Origin of the sequence: Litorilituus lipolyticus (genome assembly GCF_006439335.1) — a bacterium.
Taxonomy (GTDB): domain Bacteria; phylum Pseudomonadota; class Gammaproteobacteria; order Enterobacterales; family Alteromonadaceae; genus Colwellia; species Colwellia lipolytica.
The window spans coordinates 44225-63417 of the sequence record NZ_SAWY01000003.1 but is presented as its reverse complement, the minus strand read 5'-3'; the positions used below and the strand labels follow the sequence as shown (position 1 = coordinate 63417).

General features: G+C 37.7%; 14 protein-coding genes and 1 tRNA gene. 9 read left to right on the top strand and 6 right to left on the bottom strand.

The genetic code is table 11. The features are described 5' to 3' along the window. Positions 1-314 precede the first annotated feature (314 nt). The 3 genes from EPA86_RS01725 to pepA all read right to left on the bottom strand — a co-directional run bounded on the left by EPA86_RS01725 (position 315) and on the right by pepA (position 5323). Positions 315-3170 (bottom strand): valine--tRNA ligase, encoded by a 2856-nt coding sequence (locus tag EPA86_RS01725; RefSeq protein WP_140601271.1) that lies wholly within the window; start codon positions 3168-3170, stop codon positions 315-317. Between the two features lie 74 nt (positions 3171-3244). Continuing rightward, positions 3245-3730, bottom strand: coding sequence for a DNA polymerase III subunit chi (locus EPA86_RS01720; protein WP_140601269.1), 486 nt, complete (start codon positions 3728-3730; stop codon positions 3245-3247). 84 nt (positions 3731-3814) lie between these two features. Beyond that, on the bottom strand, positions 3815-5323 hold the full coding sequence (gene pepA, locus EPA86_RS01715) for a leucyl aminopeptidase (RefSeq protein WP_140601267.1): 1509 nt from the start codon (positions 5321-5323) through the stop codon (positions 3815-3817). A gap of 353 nt (positions 5324-5676) precedes the next feature. On the opposite strand from pepA, the gene lptF reads away from it, so the two are divergent. Both lptF and lptG read left to right on the top strand, forming a co-directional pair. Further along, a complete protein-coding gene (gene lptF, locus EPA86_RS01710; protein WP_140601265.1) occupies positions 5677-6843 on the top strand; it encodes an LPS export ABC transporter permease LptF in 1167 nt (388 codons plus the stop codon). Beyond that, positions 6843-7910: an LPS export ABC transporter permease LptG gene (gene lptG, locus EPA86_RS01705; RefSeq protein WP_140601263.1), complete on the top strand. Its 1068-nt coding sequence runs from the start codon at positions 6843-6845 to the stop codon at positions 7908-7910. Before lptF ends, lptG begins: the two co-directional genes overlap by 1 nt. A 133-nt stretch (positions 7911-8043) precedes the next feature. Here the strand turns inward: lptG and EPA86_RS01700 are convergent, their stop codons facing one another. The 3 genes from EPA86_RS01700 to EPA86_RS01690 all read right to left on the bottom strand — a co-directional run bounded on the left by EPA86_RS01700 (position 8044) and on the right by EPA86_RS01690 (position 12959). Then, positions 8044-8544, bottom strand: coding sequence for an RDD family protein (locus EPA86_RS01700; protein WP_140601261.1), 501 nt, complete (start codon positions 8542-8544; stop codon positions 8044-8046). 239 nt (positions 8545-8783) lie between these two features. Beyond that, positions 8784-11840, bottom strand: coding sequence for an efflux RND transporter permease subunit (locus tag EPA86_RS01695; protein ID WP_140601259.1), 3057 nt, complete (start codon positions 11838-11840; stop codon positions 8784-8786). An 18-nt stretch (positions 11841-11858) separates the two neighbouring features. After that, a complete protein-coding gene (locus EPA86_RS01690; protein ID WP_140601257.1) occupies positions 11859-12959 on the bottom strand; it encodes an efflux RND transporter periplasmic adaptor subunit in 1101 nt (366 codons plus the stop codon). Positions 12960-13143: 184 nt separating this feature from the next. Between EPA86_RS01690 and EPA86_RS01685 the strand changes: the two genes are divergently transcribed. The 7 genes from EPA86_RS01685 to EPA86_RS01655 all read left to right on the top strand — a co-directional run bounded on the left by EPA86_RS01685 (position 13144) and on the right by EPA86_RS01655 (position 19152). Next, positions 13144-13779, top strand: a complete 636-nt coding sequence (locus EPA86_RS01685) for a TetR/AcrR family transcriptional regulator (RefSeq protein WP_140601255.1) — start codon at positions 13144-13146, stop codon at positions 13777-13779. A gap of 134 nt (positions 13780-13913) precedes the next feature. Beyond that, positions 13914-13998: transfer RNA gene (locus tag EPA86_RS01680), tRNA-Leu, on the top strand. 115 nt (positions 13999-14113) lie between these two features. After that, positions 14114-15127 carry a tyrosine-type recombinase/integrase gene (locus tag EPA86_RS01675; protein WP_140601253.1) on the top strand — a complete coding sequence of 338 codons (1014 nt, stop codon included), beginning with the start codon at positions 14114-14116 and terminating at the stop codon, positions 15125-15127. Further along, positions 15127-15990 (top strand): hypothetical protein, encoded by an 864-nt coding sequence (locus tag EPA86_RS01670; protein WP_140601251.1) that lies wholly within the window; start codon positions 15127-15129, stop codon positions 15988-15990. The genes EPA86_RS01675 and EPA86_RS01670 overlap by 1 nt, the downstream gene beginning before the upstream one ends. A gap of 114 nt (positions 15991-16104) precedes the next feature. Continuing rightward, the gene (locus tag EPA86_RS01665; protein WP_140601249.1) at positions 16105-16368 is read left to right on the top strand and encodes a hypothetical protein; all 264 of its coding nucleotides are present in this window, start codon (positions 16105-16107) and stop codon (positions 16366-16368) included. Continuing rightward, complete coding sequence (locus tag EPA86_RS01660) at positions 16368-16685, top strand: hypothetical protein (RefSeq protein ID WP_140601247.1); 318 nt, start codon at positions 16368-16370, stop codon at positions 16683-16685. The genes EPA86_RS01665 and EPA86_RS01660 overlap by 1 nt, the downstream gene beginning before the upstream one ends. Positions 16686-16692: 7 nt before the next feature. Then, on the top strand, positions 16693-19152 hold the full coding sequence (locus EPA86_RS01655; protein ID WP_140601246.1) for a hypothetical protein: 2460 nt from the start codon (positions 16693-16695) through the stop codon (positions 19150-19152). Positions 19153-19193: the final 41 nt, after the last annotated feature.

Genomic DNA, 19193 nt, shown 5'->3' with positions numbered 1-19193 from the left:
AACTATATTCGTCACATACAAATTTAGCCTGCATCGCCTAAATCCGTCTGTTAAGAATATTCAAGTACATCAGAAGCACCCGATAAACCTACAACAAAAGTTAGTGTAAAACCTTCATCTGCAACGCAAGAACTCAACGCAGAAACTAGTCTAGCACAGTTATTTTTAATATGCTTTATAAAATATTAGAATAGTTCAATTTTTATTTGAAAAAATTATACTTTTTCGGGTTTCGTGGTGAATAATGGCATGAACCAGTAAAATAAGGAGTTACTGGTCCATCCACATTGTCATAAAAAGTTAATTGTACGCCACTACAAAACAGCGATTTGCTCTTTTTGTTCTTGCATCTTTTTAAGGGCAATTTCAGCGTCGGCTAACTTAGCTTTTTCTTTTTCGATAACAGCTGCAGGAGCTTTACCAACGAAGTTTTCATTGTTCAATTTACCGTTAACTTTCGCCGCTTCTTTAGTAAGCTTTTCAATGGCTTTATCAAGTCGTGCTAACTCAGCTTCTTTATCAATCAAACCAGCCATAGGAATTAATAAAGATAAGTCGCCAATGACTGCCGTTGCCGATGCAGGTCCTTGTTCGTTTTCACTGAGTACTTCAATGCTTTCTAGTTTAGCTAATGCACTTAAAAACTGCTCATTATCGTCTAAACGACGTTGATCTTCACTGGAAACATTTTTAAGAAGTACAGGTAATGGCTTGCTTGGCGCAATATCCATTTCACCGCGAATATTACGAATAGCAATAATAAACTGCTTCACCCACTCTAAATCATCAATAGCTTGCTGATCACAATTTTGCGCATTAAATTGTGGGAATGCTTGTGTCATGATCGAGTCGCCATTTTTAGCGAAGCTTGTTAATGGTTGCACGCGCTGCCAAATAGTTTCAGTAATAAATGGCATAATCGGGTGCATTAAGCGTAGTAAGCTCTCAAGTATATTAACTAGCGTATGACGCGTCGCACGTTGCTGTGCTTCATTACCTTTGAATAAAACAGGTTTAGTTAATTCGAGGTACCAATCGCAGAATTGATTCCAAGTAAATTCGTATAGTGCTTGAGAGGCAAGATCGAAACGGTATGAATCAAAGGCTTCATGTACTGCTTTTACGGTTTGCTCAAATTGCCCAATGATCCAACGATCGGCTAATGAAAGCTCCATGTCGCCGCCCTTGGCTCCGCAATCATGCTCTTCGGTATTCATAATAACGTAACGACTCGCATTCCATAATTTGTTGGTGAAATTACGGTAACCTTCAAGGCGTTTCATATCCCAGCTAATATCTCGTCCCGTGGTTGCTACAGACGTTAGCGTAAAACGCAGAGCATCAGTACCATGGGCTTCAATGCCATTTGGGAATTCTTTTTTAGTAAGCTTAGTGATCTTTTTAGCCAATTGTGGCTGCATCATATTACCGGTGCGTTTCTCTAATAAGTCATCTAAGCCAATACCATCGATCATATCTAAAGGATCAATAACATTACCTTTAGATTTACTCATTTTATCGCCATTTTCGTCGCGAATAAGCCCAGTAACATAAACCTTTTTAAATGGCACTTGGCTTTTGCCGTTTTCATCTTTATTAAAATGCAATGTCATCATGATCATTCTAGCAACCCAGAAGAAAATAATGTCAAAGCCCGTCACTAACACGTCAGTAGGGTGGAAGGTTTTTAAGTCGTCAGTTTCCTTCGGCCAACCTAGTGTTGAGAAAGTCCAAAGAGCAGATGAAAACCATGTATCGAGTACATCGTTATCTTGGGTAAGTTTACAGTCTGCTGAAATATCATTATTAGCACGAACTTCTTCTTCGCTACGGCCAACATATACTTTGCCACTTTCATCATACCAAGCAGGGATTCTATGACCCCACCAAAGTTGGCGTGAGATACACCAGTCTTGAATATCACGCATCCAAGCAAAATACATGTTTTCATATTGCTTAGGTACAAATTCAATATCACCATCTTCTACTGCGGCAATAGCAGGGGCTGCTAGTTTTTCTACGCGAACGTACCATTGGTCAGTCAGCAGTGGTTCAATGATCACGCCAGAACGATCACCGTATGGAGCCACTAAATCATGGTCTTTTACTTCAACTAATAAACCTAGCTCATCAAACTTTGCAACAATCGCTTTACGGGCAACAAAACGGTCAAGACCAGCAAATTCAGCAGGTAATTCTGTGCTGTAGTCATTCGAAGGTTCGCCTTTATTATTATAAACTTCCGCAGCGGTTAAAATGGCTGCATCTTTGTCTAATATATTGATTAATGGTAAGTTGTGACGTTTACCTACTTCATTATCATTAAAGTCATGAGCAGGCGTGATTTTCACACAACCTGTACCTTTTTCCATATCTGCATGTTCATCACCCACAATAGGGATAAGGCGATTAACTAAAGGCAATAATACTTGTCTACCAATAAGGTCTTTATAACGAGGATCTTCAGGGTTTACCGCTACACCCGTATCACCTAACATGGTTTCTGGTCTAGTTGTAGCAACAACTAAATAGTTTTTACCTTCAGCAGTTGTTTCACCGTTTGCTAATGGATAGCGTAGATGCCACATGTGGCCTTTTTTATCTTTGTTTTCGACTTCTAAGTCAGAAATAGCGGTATGGAATTTAGGATCCCAGTTAACTAAGCGCTTACCACGATAGATTAAATCATCTTCAAATAAGCGAACGAAAACCTCTTGAACGGCTTCAGACATACCATCGTCCATAGTAAAGCGTTCACGAGACCAATCAATAGAGTTACCTAAACGGCGCATCTGCTGGCCGATGGTGCCACCTGATTGCTCTTTCCATTGCCAAATTTTATCAATAAAGCCTTCACGGCCATAATCATGACGTGTTTTATCTTCTTCAGCGGCGATTTTACGTTCAACTACCATTTGTGTGGCAATACCTGCATGGTCACAACCTGTTTGCCATAAGGTGTTTTTACCTTGCATGCGTTGGTAGCGAATTAATGTGTCCATAATGGTTTGCTGAAAAGCATGCCCCATATGTAGGCTACCTGTAACATTAGGTGGTGGAATAGCAATGCTATAACTATCACCTTCGCCAGTTGGGCTAAAATAACCTTGGCTTTCCCAGCTTTGGTAAAGAGATTGTTCAATATCAGTAGGGTTAAACGTTTTTTCCATCAGAATGTCCGGTATAAATTTATAAAAGCCTTATGATTAAAGCTATTCAATGTGTTTCTTAAGTAGCGCCGTTGCTACTGTGCTATCGCTTGGGTATCTACTTGAAAACCCCACTGACGACAGGTTTTAAATCTTTCTCTTGCTAATTGCTTTAGTGCTGCATCGCTGGGTACAAAATCAACGACAAAGTTAAACTGCTGGGCAAAAATAGGTACAGTGTTAGATAAATTAATTAACACACTTTTTCTGCCTTTTGGTGCTTGCCAGCCAATTTCAACTGCACTACCTTGCTTTGGTCCTTCACCAACTAAGTTATGAGGGACAAAGCTGTCGCTATCAAAAGCCCATAGCAGTTCATCTATTGTTTCGGCTGATTGCTGTTCATCACAAAAAATATAAACCTTTTGTCCCTGACGATAAAAATAACTTGCTTGTAGGCAAGCTTGATAGGCACTAGAAAAGCGCTCGATCGTATCAGAGTTATCATCAGCTTCGTTACTTGATTGCTCTGAAGGTTCAGTGACTTCTGGCAATTGGTAAAACATCACTTGGGTTTGCATTTATTTGCTTGTACCTAAATTATTTTTTGCGTAAAACTCATCAAGGCGGCAATAAGCCGCCTTGTTTATTTCTGCACGATTATGCTATTCGCCTTGTTCAACACCACTTTTGTTCAACATAAATTGCGTAAGCATACTTACAGGACGACCTGTAGCGCCTTTATTTTTACCGCCACTACGCCAAGCTGTACCAGCCACATCTAAATGCGCCCAATTATATTTTTTGGTGAAGCGAGATAAGAAACACGCAGCAGTAATAGTACCTGCTTCTTTACCACCTAGGTTGGTAAAGTCGGCAAATGGGCTTTCGAGTTGTTCTTGATAGTCATCCCATAATGGCATGCGCCATGCTCTATCACCACTTTGCTCAGAAGCATTTAACAGCTCGTGTGCTAAAGGGTTATGGCTACTTAATAAACCTGATGCGTGCGCACCCAATGCTACAACACAGGCACCTGTTAATGTTGCCACATCAACCACAGCCTCTGGTTCAAAACGCTCAACATAAGTTAATGCATCACATAATACAAGACGGCCTTCAGCATCAGTATTAAGCACTTCAACGGTTTGTCCTGACATGGTTGTTAAAATATCACCTGGTCGATAGGCATTGCTGCTAGGCATGTTTTCACAACCGGCTAAAACGCCAATAACATTTAGTGGTAAGTTTAACTCGGCTAATGAATGCATTGCACCTAACACACCCGCAGCTCCACCCATGTCATATTTCATTTCGTCCATGCCTGCGCCTGGTTTTAAGGAAATACCGCCACTGTCAAAGGTTAAGCCCTTACCAACAAGAACTAATGGTTTGCTGTCATCTGAGGCGCCATCATATTTGATAATGCTCATTATTGATTCATTAGCTGAACCTCGACCAACAGCAAGGTATGAACCCATACCTAATTCTTCCATTTCTTTTTCGCCAATAATTTCTGTGCTGATGTTGTCATAATCATCAGCTAAAATTTTGGCTTGCTCAGCTAAATAAGCAGGGTTACAAATGTTTGGTGGCATATTAGCTACATTTTTACATGTTGTAATCCCTTCAGAAATAGCCAACGCATGCGAAATAGCGCGTTCGCCAATAGGTAATTCACGACGGGTCGGGACATTAAAAACGATTTTACGTAGTGGACGACGAGGCTCTGCTTTACGTGTTTTTAAACTATCGAAGCTGTATAAACCATCTTGTGTCGCCTCGACTGCTTGACGAACTTTCCAATAAGTATCACGACCTTTCACATGTAATTCTGATAAGAAACATACGGCTTCCATTGAACCTGTTTCATTTAAGGTATTGATAGTTTTATTGATAATTTGACGATATTGGCGTTCATCAAGTTCACGTTCTTTACCGCAACCTACTAATAAAACACGCTCGCTTAAAATATTTGGTACATGATGTAACAACAACATCTGACCTGATTTGCCTTCTAAATCACCCTTACGTAAAAGGTTGCTAATATAACCTTCGCTGATTTCATCTAATTGCTCAGCTGTGGCACTTAGGCGGCGAGGTTCAAATACACCGACAACAATACAAGCACTGCGTTGTTTTTCTGGGCTACCGCTTTTTACACTGAACTCCATGGGCTTTCCTTTTACATAGTTATTTGTTTTTAATAACACAGCGAGCTAAACCTTTTTACACTAGGCTAAATGACTAAAGAGTACCGCTGTGTTAGCTGTTTGAACATTGCGCGATATCGACTATTTCAGGCAATGCACGTTAATTCGTGACAAATTAATTTGCTTTAACTTGCTAAAATAAGTAAAAAATAGCACTGTTGACTATTAAATTGATATCGCTCAGGGCTATAATTATAGCCGCATTTATCAATAGTACTTAGTTAGTGACTATATAGTTTACTTACAAAAACGACAAGTTTACTTAAAAATTGTCAATATGTCAGAAAAAAACTAAGTTTTTATGGGATCTTTTTGTGATCATATTTCGTTATTTATTAAAAGAAGTTGCTAAAACTCAGATGGCAGTATTTTTTGTCTTGATGACAATATTTATTAGCCAGAAGTTTGTCCGTGTACTTGGCGATGCTTCAGAGGGAAGCATACCGGGTCAGATGGTTATGACCTTTATTGCTCTGAAGGTTCCTGACTTAGCTGGCATGATGCTGCCCTTAAGCTTATTTCTAGGTATTTTACTTGCTTACGGGCGTATTTATGCCGATAGCGAAATGACTGTACTTCATGCCTGCGGTGTTAGTGAATGGTACGTAGTACGTGTAACACTTGTGTTGGCGCTTATTACGGCTCTTTTTACTGGGCTGTTCACCTTATATTTAGCGCCAATGGCTTCTGAATATCAATATCAAGTAAAAGAAGAGCTTGCTGCCGATTCTGGTCTGAGTGCGCTCGTTGCTGGAAGGTTTCAACAAACAGGTAATAAAGACGCTGTGGTCTTTATTCATGATAAAAGCCGTAAAGATAATAGTTTTAATAAAGTGTTTGTTGCTCAATTACCCGACGAAAATAGTGTTGATGAACATATTATTAATTCAAGTTTAGTTTATGCTGATAAAGGTCAGGTTTTTGAAGATGATAAAGGGGCACAGCGCTTAGTGCTAGGTGATGGTACTCGTTATCATAGTGATGCTAAAAATGGTGAATTTCAGTCGGTGGCTTTTGAAAAGTATTACATTGAAATTAAAGATCAAGCTGTTGAGCACCAATATAGAAAGCTCTCGGCTCTTCCAACGAGCCAGCTATTTAACCAAGTTGAACCTGATTTGTACGCACAATATCGCGCTACAATTCAGTGGCGTATCGCATTTCCATTGGCTTGTATTATATTAACCTTTATCGCTGTGCCATTAAGTGTAGTTAACCCAAGACAAGGTAAGTTTGCCAAAATGTTGCCTGCACTAATGCTATTTCTTGGCTATTTCTTATTATTAACAGCCATGCGCTCAGGTGTTGAAAAACAGGCTATTCCAAATTATATCGGTTTGTGGCCAATACACCTTAGTGCCTTGTTTTTAGGTATTACCTTGCTGATGAAAGAGCGAACCAGTGGCAGAATAATTAAAGCCAAATTACCAAAAATTAAGCGTAGAACGACTCAGGCTGTCGTAAAAAGTAAGGAGTCTTAATGAAAATTTTAGATCTTTACATTGGCCGAGTGATTGCCTCAACCACCTTTTTGACATTGGCAGTTTTTGTTAGCGTTAGCGGTATTATTAAGTTTGTAGAGCAAATGCGTGCAGTCGGGCGTGGTAACTATGATTTAGCGCATGCGGCTTTGTATGTGCTTTATGCTGTTCCGCGTGATGTCGAAGTATTTTTTCCTATGGCGGCGTTAATCGGCGGATTAATTGGTATAGGTATGTTAGCAAGCAACAGTGAACTTGTGGTTATGCAGGCTGCTGGGCTTTCACGACTCGATATCATTAAATCAGTGATGAAAACGGCTATCTTATTAATAGTCGTGAGTATGGCCGTTGGCGAGTGGTTAGCACCAAGTGGTGAAGCCAAAGCAAGAGAAATTAGAGCGCAAGCAATATCTGGTGGTAGTTTAATCTCTGCCAAAAATGGAGTGTGGGCGAAAGATGGTGATTACTTTGTCAATATTGGTGAAGTATTAGAACAAGGCCAATTGAAGAAGGTGCAAATATATCGTTTTAACACACAGCTTAAGCTTGAAAGTTGGATATCTGCGCAAAGTGCTATTTATCAAGGTGAACAATGGTTGCTAACGGATGTGGTGGAAACAAATCTTAGCGGCGAACAAATTACTACGGAGAATATTGCTCAACAAGTGTGGCAGTCTTCACTGACGCCTAAGAAATTAGGTGTAGTGACCGTTACGCCAGAATCATTATCGGTCAGAGGTTTAGTGGACTATTTAGATTACTTAGAAGCCAATGAGCAAGATCCAAGCCGCTATCAATTGGCATTTTGGCGTAAGCTGATGCAACCACTAACAGTGGCTGTTATGTTGCTTGTGGCATTGAGTTTTATTTTTGGCCCACTACGCTCTGTGTCTATGGGGGCTCGTATTATGATGGGAGTCTTTACTGGTATTTTGTTTTTTATTTGTAACGAAGTGCTTGGCTCTATTAGTTTAGTGTATCAATTGCCCCCAATATTAGGTGCGGTGATGCCTAGTGTTATTTTTATTAGTACCGCATGGTATTTTATGCATAAAAAAGTCACCTAATGGTAATCTATTGCGTTAAGTTGCAAATAATAATTTAACACTATATTAAAAAAGCCACTACAGTATGAACATGTAGTGGCTTTTATTCTTTTGAAGCATTACTTTTGAATAGCTTTAAATATAGCGAAAGACTTTATAGCCTACCTCTGTTGGCGTCTAATGAAAGAGTGACAACCTCAGTATTTGTTAATCTATCTTGTAAGCTTAATTTATTCTTTCTATCAAATAGTACCAAAATATTACCTAAACCCAGTAAGGTAGGAATAAGGCGCTTTAAACCCGTTGATTTACTAATTAATGTGCCATCGGTATTTTGTAAACGTAATCGCCATGCTTTCATGCCGAGTGTTTGGCCGCTTTTTGCCCAGAAGTAAATAAAGAAATAACTTACCCAAGCAACCTTCCAAAGCTCATTTGACCATTTCAGCCAGAAGGTGTGCATTATTGTATCGGCGAAATGATCGTAACCTTGCATACTAAATAGACCAAAATAGTGCCCTATATACATTAATAAAAAGCCCATAGCACCCGCCACCATATAGACAGCAATGGCGATTAGCACATCATATACCCAAGAGCCGAAACGTCGTCGAAAGCCTGCACGAGGAAAAGAGGTAAAGTCTATATGATTCATAAATAAGCAGTTTTTTTAGTTAGCTGATGATTTTAGCGTATAGGCATAAAACCATTAAGTGATGGCAAGAGTTTAACAAAAATAATTTACCTTGAGTATCACTGTCGCAGCAAATTTTCGCCACTGATTTAATGAATATAAAAAAGCCACTTGATTGCTAAATCAAATGGCTTTGTTTCTGAAGTAAATTTTTAAACTAAGATAAACAGCCCCTAGTTAAGTTTAATTGCAATTAAGCATTATTCACTACGAGATATTTTATAGAATGAGCAATAGAGAACAGGAACCACCGCTAAGGTTAATATTGTTCCTATAGCTAAACCAAAAGCGATAACATTAGCCATGCCATAAAACAAAGGATCTTTACTGATAATTAGCGGTAATAAACCCATAACCGTGGTGATAGTACCCATAGTTATTGGTCTTAAGCGAGTTAAACAAGCATTGATTACCGCCTGGTATTCAGAGTTACCCTCATCAACTTCAATTTTTATACGGCCAATAAGTACAATGGCATTATTAATAATGATGCCTGCTAAGCTATATAATCCAAGAGTTACCATAAAACCAAAAGGTGCTTGCATCACTAATAAGCCAATCACCGCCCCAATAAATGATAAGGGTATGGTTAAGCTGATTACCGCAGCTTTTCTGAAAGAGTTAAACTGTGCAACTAAAATGATAATGATCAGGCCAAGTACAATAGGCATGTTAGCACTTAATGCTTTTTGTGCGGCTAAAGACTCCTTAATTACACCATCATATTCAATAGAGTGGTTGATAGGTAAATCGGTTTTTAATGCTTCAATTTTATCATCTATCAGTAATTTCAAATCTTCAGCTGCCATTTCAGTATTTCTAGCTTGGATACTTATCGTTCTGAATAAATCTTCATGCTGTATCATCGAAAATTGGTGATAAGGCGCTAAATTCGCCACTTGAAATAATGGTACTGTTTTACCTGTTTTGCTGGAGTAAATATTCAGTGTTCTTAATCTATCAAGGCTTTGGCGCTCACTATGTGGTGCTCGTAATACCACTGGAATTATTTCATCACCCTCACGGTATTCCGTTATCTGTGTGCCAGAAAAATAGGTTTCAAGTGCTTGAGCAATATCAGCTGAACTAAGTCCTGCACGTTTTGCTCTATGTTGATCAATTTGCACATCAATTTTTGTGATTAAATTTTCCCAATCGGTGCGGACATCCATGGTATTTTCAATACTGTAAAGTACATCCATTACTTGTTGGGCTTTTTGATAAATAATATTTTTATCAGGCCCTTTTACTTGAATTTTAATCGTACTGGAATCCGAAGGCCCTAAAAACATCTTCTTCACCCTTGCGGAAACATTAGGGAAGGTATGCTCTATACGTTCATCTAACATTAAAACAGTTTCAGATAAATTAGTGCCTTCTTTAACATTAAGTACAATAAAGCCTTTATTCGCGGCAGGGTCTTCTGGGTTTAAGGATAAAACAAAACGAGGACCACTAAAGCCAACATAACCAGAATAACTGGTTATAAAGTGGAACTGTTCTTGTGAGTTTAACCAAGCAAAAATATCGTTCATTTGCCTATCAGTTTCGCGAGACGAAGTGCCATTGGGCAGGTCAATATTTACTAATATTTGTGTTCTGTCAGAGTCAGGGAAAAATTGTTTTGCAACGAACTTCATTGAATAGATAGAACCGAAAAACAAAGCAATCATAATGCAGATGAACAAAAGCCTATGCTTTAAAACCCAATGAATAAAGTGTTCATAAGCGCGTTTAAACGTTCCTTGGTCCTTCGCTTTCTCCTCTTTTTGCCCTTGTGCAGGCAATTTAATGAAGAAATAACATAAAACTGGTGTTACGCACAGTGCAAGTACCCAACTGGTGAGTAACGTAATTAGTATGACTAATGAAATTGAGCGAGTAAATTCACCTGCAACATGCTCAGCTAGCATAAGGGGTAAAAACACAAGAATAGTCGTTGCTGAAGAGGTTAATAGCGGAATAGCCAATTCGCTGCAACCTTGAGTCATTGCTTTGAATCGCTCTGTACCTTCTTCTAATCGACGTTTAAAGTCTTCGGCAATAACGATGCCATTATCAACTAATAAACCAAGTGAAATAATCAGCGTCGCTAAACTCATACGCTCAAGTTTCATATCGGCAAATTGCATGATAGTTAAGGTTGTTAACATTACAAAAGGTACAATGGCGCCAACGATAAGACCCGTTCTTAAGCCAAGGAATAAAATGACGACAACTAAAACAATAGAGAGGGTTTGTAAAACACTAAAAGAAACATTTTCTATGGTTGCTGCCACTTGATCAGCTTGGTAAGTAGCTATATTTATAGTGTAACCAATTGGCAACGTAGCCTCGATGTCAGCAAGCTTTTCATTCATTCGAGGCGCGTACTCAAGAATATTAAAATTTTCCAACATTGAAATAGCAAAAAATATTGCTGGTTCACCGTTAAAGTAAGCTAGTTTATCTGGTGGATCGATAAAACCTCGTTTAATAGTGACAATGTCTTTTAAAGCGATAAAGTCTTCAGTGTTGGGTATATTTATGTAGGTATTGGCTATATCTGCTTTACTGCTAAAGTTACCCGACGGCTCTACAATAAAACTAGCCTGCCCTGTATCTATTTGACCACCCGATCGAATTATATTTTGACTTTGTAATTCATTGATTAAAGTATGAGGAGATATGCCAAGCTGTGAAAGTTTAGCGTTAGAAACTTCTAGAAAAATGCGCTCTTGTTTTTGCCCTAAAATTTCAATTTTTTTCGTGCCCTCAACATTATAAAGAGTATCTCTTATATGTTGGGCAATATCGTACATTTCGCCTAAATCAAAACCATTAGCCGTTAATGCTAGCGTAATAACAGAAACATCACCAAACTCATCGTTAACAAATGGGGGTCTTGTACCTGAAGGCATTTTTAAGTGGGCTGCATTGGCTTTGTTACGTACATCTTGCCAAATATCATCAAGACTGAAGTAACGATCATAAATTTTGACATGCAATATTGATAAGCCAGTAGAAGATGTTGATTTTATTTCTTTTACCTCAGGAACTTTACGAATTTCCTCTTCAATTTTTTTGGTAATAAGTTGCTCAACTCTATCGGGCGCCATGCCAGGAAACGAAGTACTGACAATAGCTTCACGAATGGTAATCGTTGGATCTTCTTGAGCGGGTAAGGTGAAATAAGCAAAAATACCATTAAGTAATAAAATGGCTAAAATCAAGAATACAGATTTGCGGTAGGTAAAAGCGATTTGTGTTAAATTCATAATGATTACTCCTTTAACTTAATTGAATCGCTGTGTTTTTGTATCGAGTAAGGTAACTTTTTGACCATCCCTTAAAAAGGCGACGCCAGCAGTAGCAATAATATCCCCTTCGTTTATACCCGCAGAAATATAGACCTCATTCTCTAATACATTTTCTGTTTGTACTTGAGTTTTGATAACTACTTGTTGCTCAGTGTCATAAACAAACACATAAGTTTTTTGGTTAATTCCTGCTCTAAGAGCTGTAACCGGAATGCGCATTACAGCTCCGGTGTGGCCAGTACGACCTACACCTTCAAATGCAAATTTAACTTCTGCTGTCATGCCAGCACGTAATAGAGAGTTGTCTGATTGTAAAACAACGGTAACAGGAAAGGCGTTTGCTGATTCAGCACGAGTGCCAATTTCTGTGATTTTACCTTCCATTTTAAGAGAAGGTATAACTGGAAAGCTTATTGAGAGTAAAGTATCTCTTGTTAATTCCCTAATCAACGTTTCAGGCACCATAACATTCACTTCTAAACCATGCTTTCCTTCGATTTCAAATACTGATTGTCCCGCAGCAACTTGCTGTGATGGTTCGAATAATTGCTTGGTAATAATGCCGTTATAGGGTGCAAGTAAGGTACTGTCTTCTAGGTTTTTAGCGGCAATATCTAATTGGGCTTTTGCTACGTCTACCGCACTTTTACTTGCATCAAAGTTTGCTTTCGCATTATCGAAACCTGATTGTGAGACTACACCTTGTTTTATTAATTTCTCATAACGTAAATAGCTATTTCTCGCGTCAGAGAAGCTGGCTTTAGATTGCTCATATTTTGCTTTTGCCGACTGTAAACCTAGCTTAAAACTACGCTGGTTAAGTTGAGCAAGGGCTTGTCCTTTTGTTACATCATCCCCTAAGTGCACATTAATCTTTTCAATTTTTCCATTGACTTCAAAGCTAAGCTTAGTGGCTTCTACAGGAGCAACAATACCTGAAAGGGTTCTTACCTGATCTAAAGATGAACTTGATACTTCAGTCCACATTATAGGGCGTATAGAGTTAGCCGTTGTTTTTTCAGGCTCGTTACAGCCCAATAGGGTGATAAGAAGAAATGATACAAAAATGAAACGCATAATTGTTCCTTTGATTAGGTAATAGGGCACAAATAATTAGTTTTAAAATACATAGTAAAGGTTAGTATTTTTAAATATTTTTGTGTAATTTTGTAATTTTGTAATTGGTACTACACAGTACCGTTTATTTTGGTACTATGTAGTACCATTGTCAATCAGTTTGTAATAACTATTTTTAATTCTTATGACTTTAAACAACAGTAAAATAGATGGTTTAGCTCAATTCAAAAGTCTTAGTAGCCGTGGCGAGCTTATTTTAGATGCTGCTCAACAGTTGTTTTTTGAACAAGGCTTTGATGAGACGTCATTAGAAATGATCATAAATGAAGCTGGGGGATCCCGCCGATCAATTTATAATGAATTTGGTAATAAAAAGGGATTGCTTGTTGCGGTAATTCAACGACAAGTGCATATTCAAACAGAAACACTTAATACAATACATCGAGATAGATCACCCGAAGACAGTTTGAATGATGTGTGTTTTCGTTTTGTTAAAGGTATGTGCTCTCCTGCAATTCGTTCACTATTTCGGTTGGTCGTTCAGCAAACAGTGAAACATCCAGAACTTGGAGAAATGATTTATCAAAGTGGTCCTATTATGGGAGTTAAACCTTTAGTTAATTACTTAAATGAATTAACGGAATCTAATGAACTAGTGATAGATGATTGTCATTTTGCTGCAAGGTTCTTATTAGAAATGGCTAAAGGTCCTTTGTACACAAGCTTATTGTTGTTACCTAATAAGCAAGCGAGTGATGAAGAAATTAGAGAGCAAGTACATAAAGCAGTTGATGTATTTATTAAATCGCATCGAAAATAAGCAATTAAGTTGTCAGTAATTACTAATGTACGAAAATTGTTCATTCAATGCTTAGTCAAAGATAAATAAGTTGCTTAGCTAGGAATATTTCGTATAATGCCAGCACTTCAGTTTATTGCTGATGTCACTGTGTCGCCGGAGTGGTGGAATTGGTAGACACGACGGATTCAAAATCCGTTGCTTTCGAGCGTGACGGTTCAAGTCCGTCCTCCGGTACCATTACTACAAACCTTATAGGTCGGGGAATGTAGTAAATTAAGTGACAAATCTAGTCTCTCAAAATTGCGGTTATTTCTAACTTAATATGTGCAAATGTGTGCACTAAGGAAATAACATGGCATCTATCCAAGTATTACATCGTAAATCTGGTAAACGTTATCGTGTGCAATTCATGAAGAATGGTAAGCGCATTGGTAAGGTATTTTCACGGAAAAAAGACGCTGAATTATATATTGCACAGCTTACAGTTAATGATCAACTAGCAGATAGCTTAACTGATAGCACACTTTCCTCTCTCACAATTTCTCAAGCAAACAAAGAGTTTTTAGAACAGTACTCGGGTAAATGTAGCAGCATGAAGCAAAGGCTTAGTTTCTGGTCTTCAAATTATGGTGATATTTGTATTGGTAAGTTCACCCGTTTTCATATTAAGCAAGGGATGAATAAATTAAATGAAATAGGTTATGCTCCAGCTACCCTAAACCGTTTTAAGGCAGCAATTAGCGCTGTTTTTACCTATTTAGGTGATGAGTACGATGTACCGATAAACCCTGCCAGGCAAGTTAGGCAGCAAAAAGAAAATAATGCTCGGTGCAGATACTTATCTGATGAAGAGCGCATCATCCTTTTAGATACTGTTAAGAAATCGTACTGGAATAAACTTTATCTGTTAGTTTTACTAGCTATAACAACTGGTGCAAGAAGAGGTGATTTAATTAAGCTTCGGTGGTCGGATATTAATTTTACTGCTAGAACTGCTACTGTTGATGTTACTAAAAATGGTGAACCAAGAGTTTTACCGCTAACTACTGATGTAGTAAAAGAGTTATCTAAATATAGAGAAATTGGTGGAGGGTATATTTTTAACCACCCATCTAAGTTGAACGAGTACTTTCGAAATTTTGATTGTCATTGGCGCTCTGCTTTAATAGAAGCAAAAATCGATAACTTTAAGTTTCATGATTTACGACACACCGCAGCAAGCTACTTGGCTATGGCAAATATACAAATAGGCCAAATAGCAGATATATTAGGGCATAAAACATTAGACGTAACCAAAAGGTACATTCACCTTTCAACTGGTCATAAGGCTAACGTTATTAATGATGTCATGGGAGGGATTAGCTAATGTATATTGAAGGTTATAAGCAGCGTCTATTTGAAATATTAGGAATGAGATTTTGGCTAAAAATACCAGATTTTCAATACAAAGCAATTTTTGGACATAATGAAGAAATAAAGATTGTACTTGAGGAAGGGCAGGTTGAAAGTGACATCCTTAGAGTAGAGCCCGCTTATATTGCCTTTTGTTATCAGAGTAGGTGGCTTTATATACCAAACCTGTATTATAAAAAGTTAGATCATAGGTTGCCCTGTAAGGACTATATAGAAGCTCTTTACGATTACCATAAGTTTCACTTGGCTAGACTGCTGTGTAGGCAACTTAAAAGAAAACAGTCTACTATAGAAAGTATAATAAGGAGTGGAAATAGCCACTTACTGCTTATCTATCCATTGAAAAATCTAATCGAAAGCTCTGAATATTGGGACAATTATCGCTCAGTAAAAACAGTTGTATTTAATAATATACCTTACCAAAATTACCTAGAGGCAATGCACTATAGAGCTTGGTTTAAAGTGAGAACTATAGATGGAAAGAGCATTGTGGAAGAGAAGGAATTTGATCCTAAAAAATCTACTTACAAAAAATATCCACAACTATTACGAGAAGGAAGATTTAATAAAAACTATTCAATGTTTTTTCATGATGGATTAAAGCATCAATTAGATCAAAAAAGGTATGTTCCGAAATGGACTCAATACCAAAAAGGGGATGTACCAGAGTTGAATGAAAAGAAAGGTTCTAATAATGCTAGAAATCATAAGGAGAAAATGAAATTGAGAGGAGAAAAAGCTTTTAACTCATATTTAGGAACAAAGAGTTTACAAAATATAAGGTTATATGTAGATTATTTCAGGTTAGAACAATAATAGAAGAAAAATTCTAGTCTTATATTTGTAAATAATAGTCCTATTATAAAAGCTCTATGCTTTTTAAGCTTAGTCTCAATCCAATCGGATACGACCGTAATGAGAGAGACTAAAATGACCTATCAAGAAATTAACTTTACTAACCTATTTACAGACCTGAATAACTGGAAACCTAGCTCAGATCTTCCAAAAGAATATACTCAATTTACAAAAGCCCAATTCAAACGACTGCTATGGAAAAGAGCTGAAGATACAGCTTTGAATAGTTGCTGTCGACTTGTTGGAAAGCGGTTGTATGTAAATGTACCTATGTTCGCGCTTTGGATGGCTGGTGAGCTTCCTCTTCAAAAAGAAGCTGCTAAAAGAAGGGAAAGGTAATGGATATCAAGTTGATGGACTCTTGCGAAGATTTATTTTGTTATCCGCCTGAAGAATCTAAAAAGTGGTTTCAACAGAGGCCTGAGAGAACCGCTTATTTAGCAGTGACCCAATTCACTTATATGGGAGTTTTATATGAGCAGCTGCTTGTAACCCGAGATTGGGCAATACCAGTAAGATTAGAGCCTACCCAAAAAAAGAAACTAAAGCACTTATCAAGTTATAGTCCTGCTAAAGAGGAGTTTGATATTTATATCGCATTGTCATCTATTGGCATAATTATGCTTGGGTATTTGAATAAGAAAAATAATCTATGAGGTTACAATGCAACATAACATTGAACAGGTGCGTGAATTTTTGCGACTCCTGACAGGGGATAGCGCTAATCCCGTAACATGGCAAGTATTCCATGATCCGAAAAACGAAGTAGCACCACCTGATTTAGCTAAACATTGGGTTGCAACACTAGATGACTCATTAGAGTTCTTAACGTGGTCACAGCAGCAGTATTGTGGTGTCTATGTAGGTATCAATGAGACTGACGGTAAAGGTCGTGAGAATCACAATGTCACTGGTTATCGCGCTTTGTTTGCTGACTTTGACGGTATGGCTGAACCAACGTGGGGGCTAATACCTCACTTCATTCAGAAACGTGACGATACTCACGGTCATGCTTTCTGGTTGGTGTCGGATATAACCGATGCTGATACCTTCAAAGCATTACAGAAACGTATAGCGATTTATCATAATACTGACCATCAGGTTACAGACCCTGCACGTGTCGTTCGTATTGCTGGTTTTAATCACTATAAGAACCCTGCTGTACCTGCTCAGTATGCTATCACTGATGACAATACTGATGATGACCATAAATATACTGTTAGTGATATTGAAGCTGCATTCCCGTTAACTGCTGAACAAGATGCTGAGTTGAACGGTTGGCTTACTAAACGTAAAGGCATTCAGGAAGGTTCAGGTTATCAGTATGATGAAAAATACGTTAATCAGTTTACACACTGGCTTATTAATACTGCACCGATAGCTATTCTAGGTTCAGGCTCACATACTGTATTTAAAGTAGCAGGTTGGGGGCATGACCACGGTATACCTCTTGAGACTGCTCAAGCAATTATGTGGGAACACTATAACCCACGTTGTCAACCTGTATGGCAAGAGCATGAAAAGCATAATTTCTACGATACAGTATCACGTGCTTATTACTATGCTAACTCTGCTGCTGGTTGTAAAACTGCTGTTGGTACATTTACTGCTGAGCAAGCGGTTAACCCCTTACCAGAGCCGATTGGTGGATGGGAGACTAATCGTAATCTTAGGTTAAAACCAATTGAAGTACATGTTGAGGAAGCTACAAAAAATTTAGCGGAACGAGTTATGTATTCTGTAAAGCAAGAATCGAATATAGATATACGGCTTAACTTACCTATTATACAGCTTATGCTAGATTCTTGTTTTTATAGTTCTCAAAAGAATAGTTATTTCTTGTTGTCTTCAGAAGGTAGCTTAATTGAAGCTAAGAACAATGATAAGTGGTTATTTTTGACTAAAACCTTCGGTTCTCCATTCAATATAGAAGTCACATCAGGGCTATTACGAGAATCGATTAAGCATATGGGGTTGTCTAAGTCGGAAGGTAATAAACATTTAAAATATGTTTTAGGAATTCCCGCAGATGAGATTACCAAACATATCCGCTACTTTAATCAAAAAAATAATATGGCCATGGAAGTAGATATGTTTGCTAAACAAGGTCGTGTAGAGATTCATGATGAACATGCCCAAATTGTATTTCCTCATAAAAAACTGCTAGTAGGATCGTATGAGCAAAGTGTAGTTCTTGACTATAAAGAGCATTTTCCTATGTTTACGGAGCTATTATTTTGGCTAGCTAGTTGCCGCTTTGCTAGCGATAGGAAGTTAGGTTATTTATGGATTCATGCCGATTCTGATTTTGGTAAAGGCTTTCTCTTGGCTGTGTTAGATAGCTTTAACCTTAGCGTTGAATTGTCGACTAAAGAAATTGAAAAAATATTTGAGGGTGCGCCTGTTGGTAGACAAATGACAGACTTTAAGCGGGCGAGTGTACTTGTGGTTGATGAGTTTAAATCAGTTAAATCAGAAATGAAGTTATTGCAAAATACAATGACCATCAGTCCTAAAAATCAGCTGGCAATTAAAGTGAATCTATATAGCAAAATATTTACTAGTGCTGAACATGTAAGCTCTCTTGTAGGTGATGCAGGCATAGAAGACCAGTTTGCAAATAGATTTAATTATATTAGATGCAAGGGTTCTCTTACGAAGAGAAGTTTATTTAAGGAGATTGGAAAGTCAAAGTATTTTGAAAGTATCAGAAACTACTTTGCTCATGAAGTTAATAGAATCACAGAGGAATTTATTGTATTAGGAAAAGAGGGAAGCGCTTTGAAGGCTGATGATAGCTTGGTGGAAATGCATAATAAATACGGAATCGGGAAGCAATTTGAAGTTTTATCAGAATCGTTACCAAGTATTGCACAAGATATTAAAGACTTCTCATTGCTTTCTTTTAGTTCGAATATAGTTAGGGATAAAGAAAAAACATATCTAAAAAGTCCAGCCAAAGTTATTGATTACTATTTGAATACTAATTATGACCAATCAAATAAACCTATGCTTATGAAAAAGAAAAGTGAAATTAGAGATTTAATGAGTGTAGATGGCAAAGGTTTTGCAACATATAGGGTTAAATCTAAAGGTCCATTTAAAGCTGTAAGAATTGCTTAAAGCAAAGTAACTATGTAACCAAGGAGTTTAGATATATTATT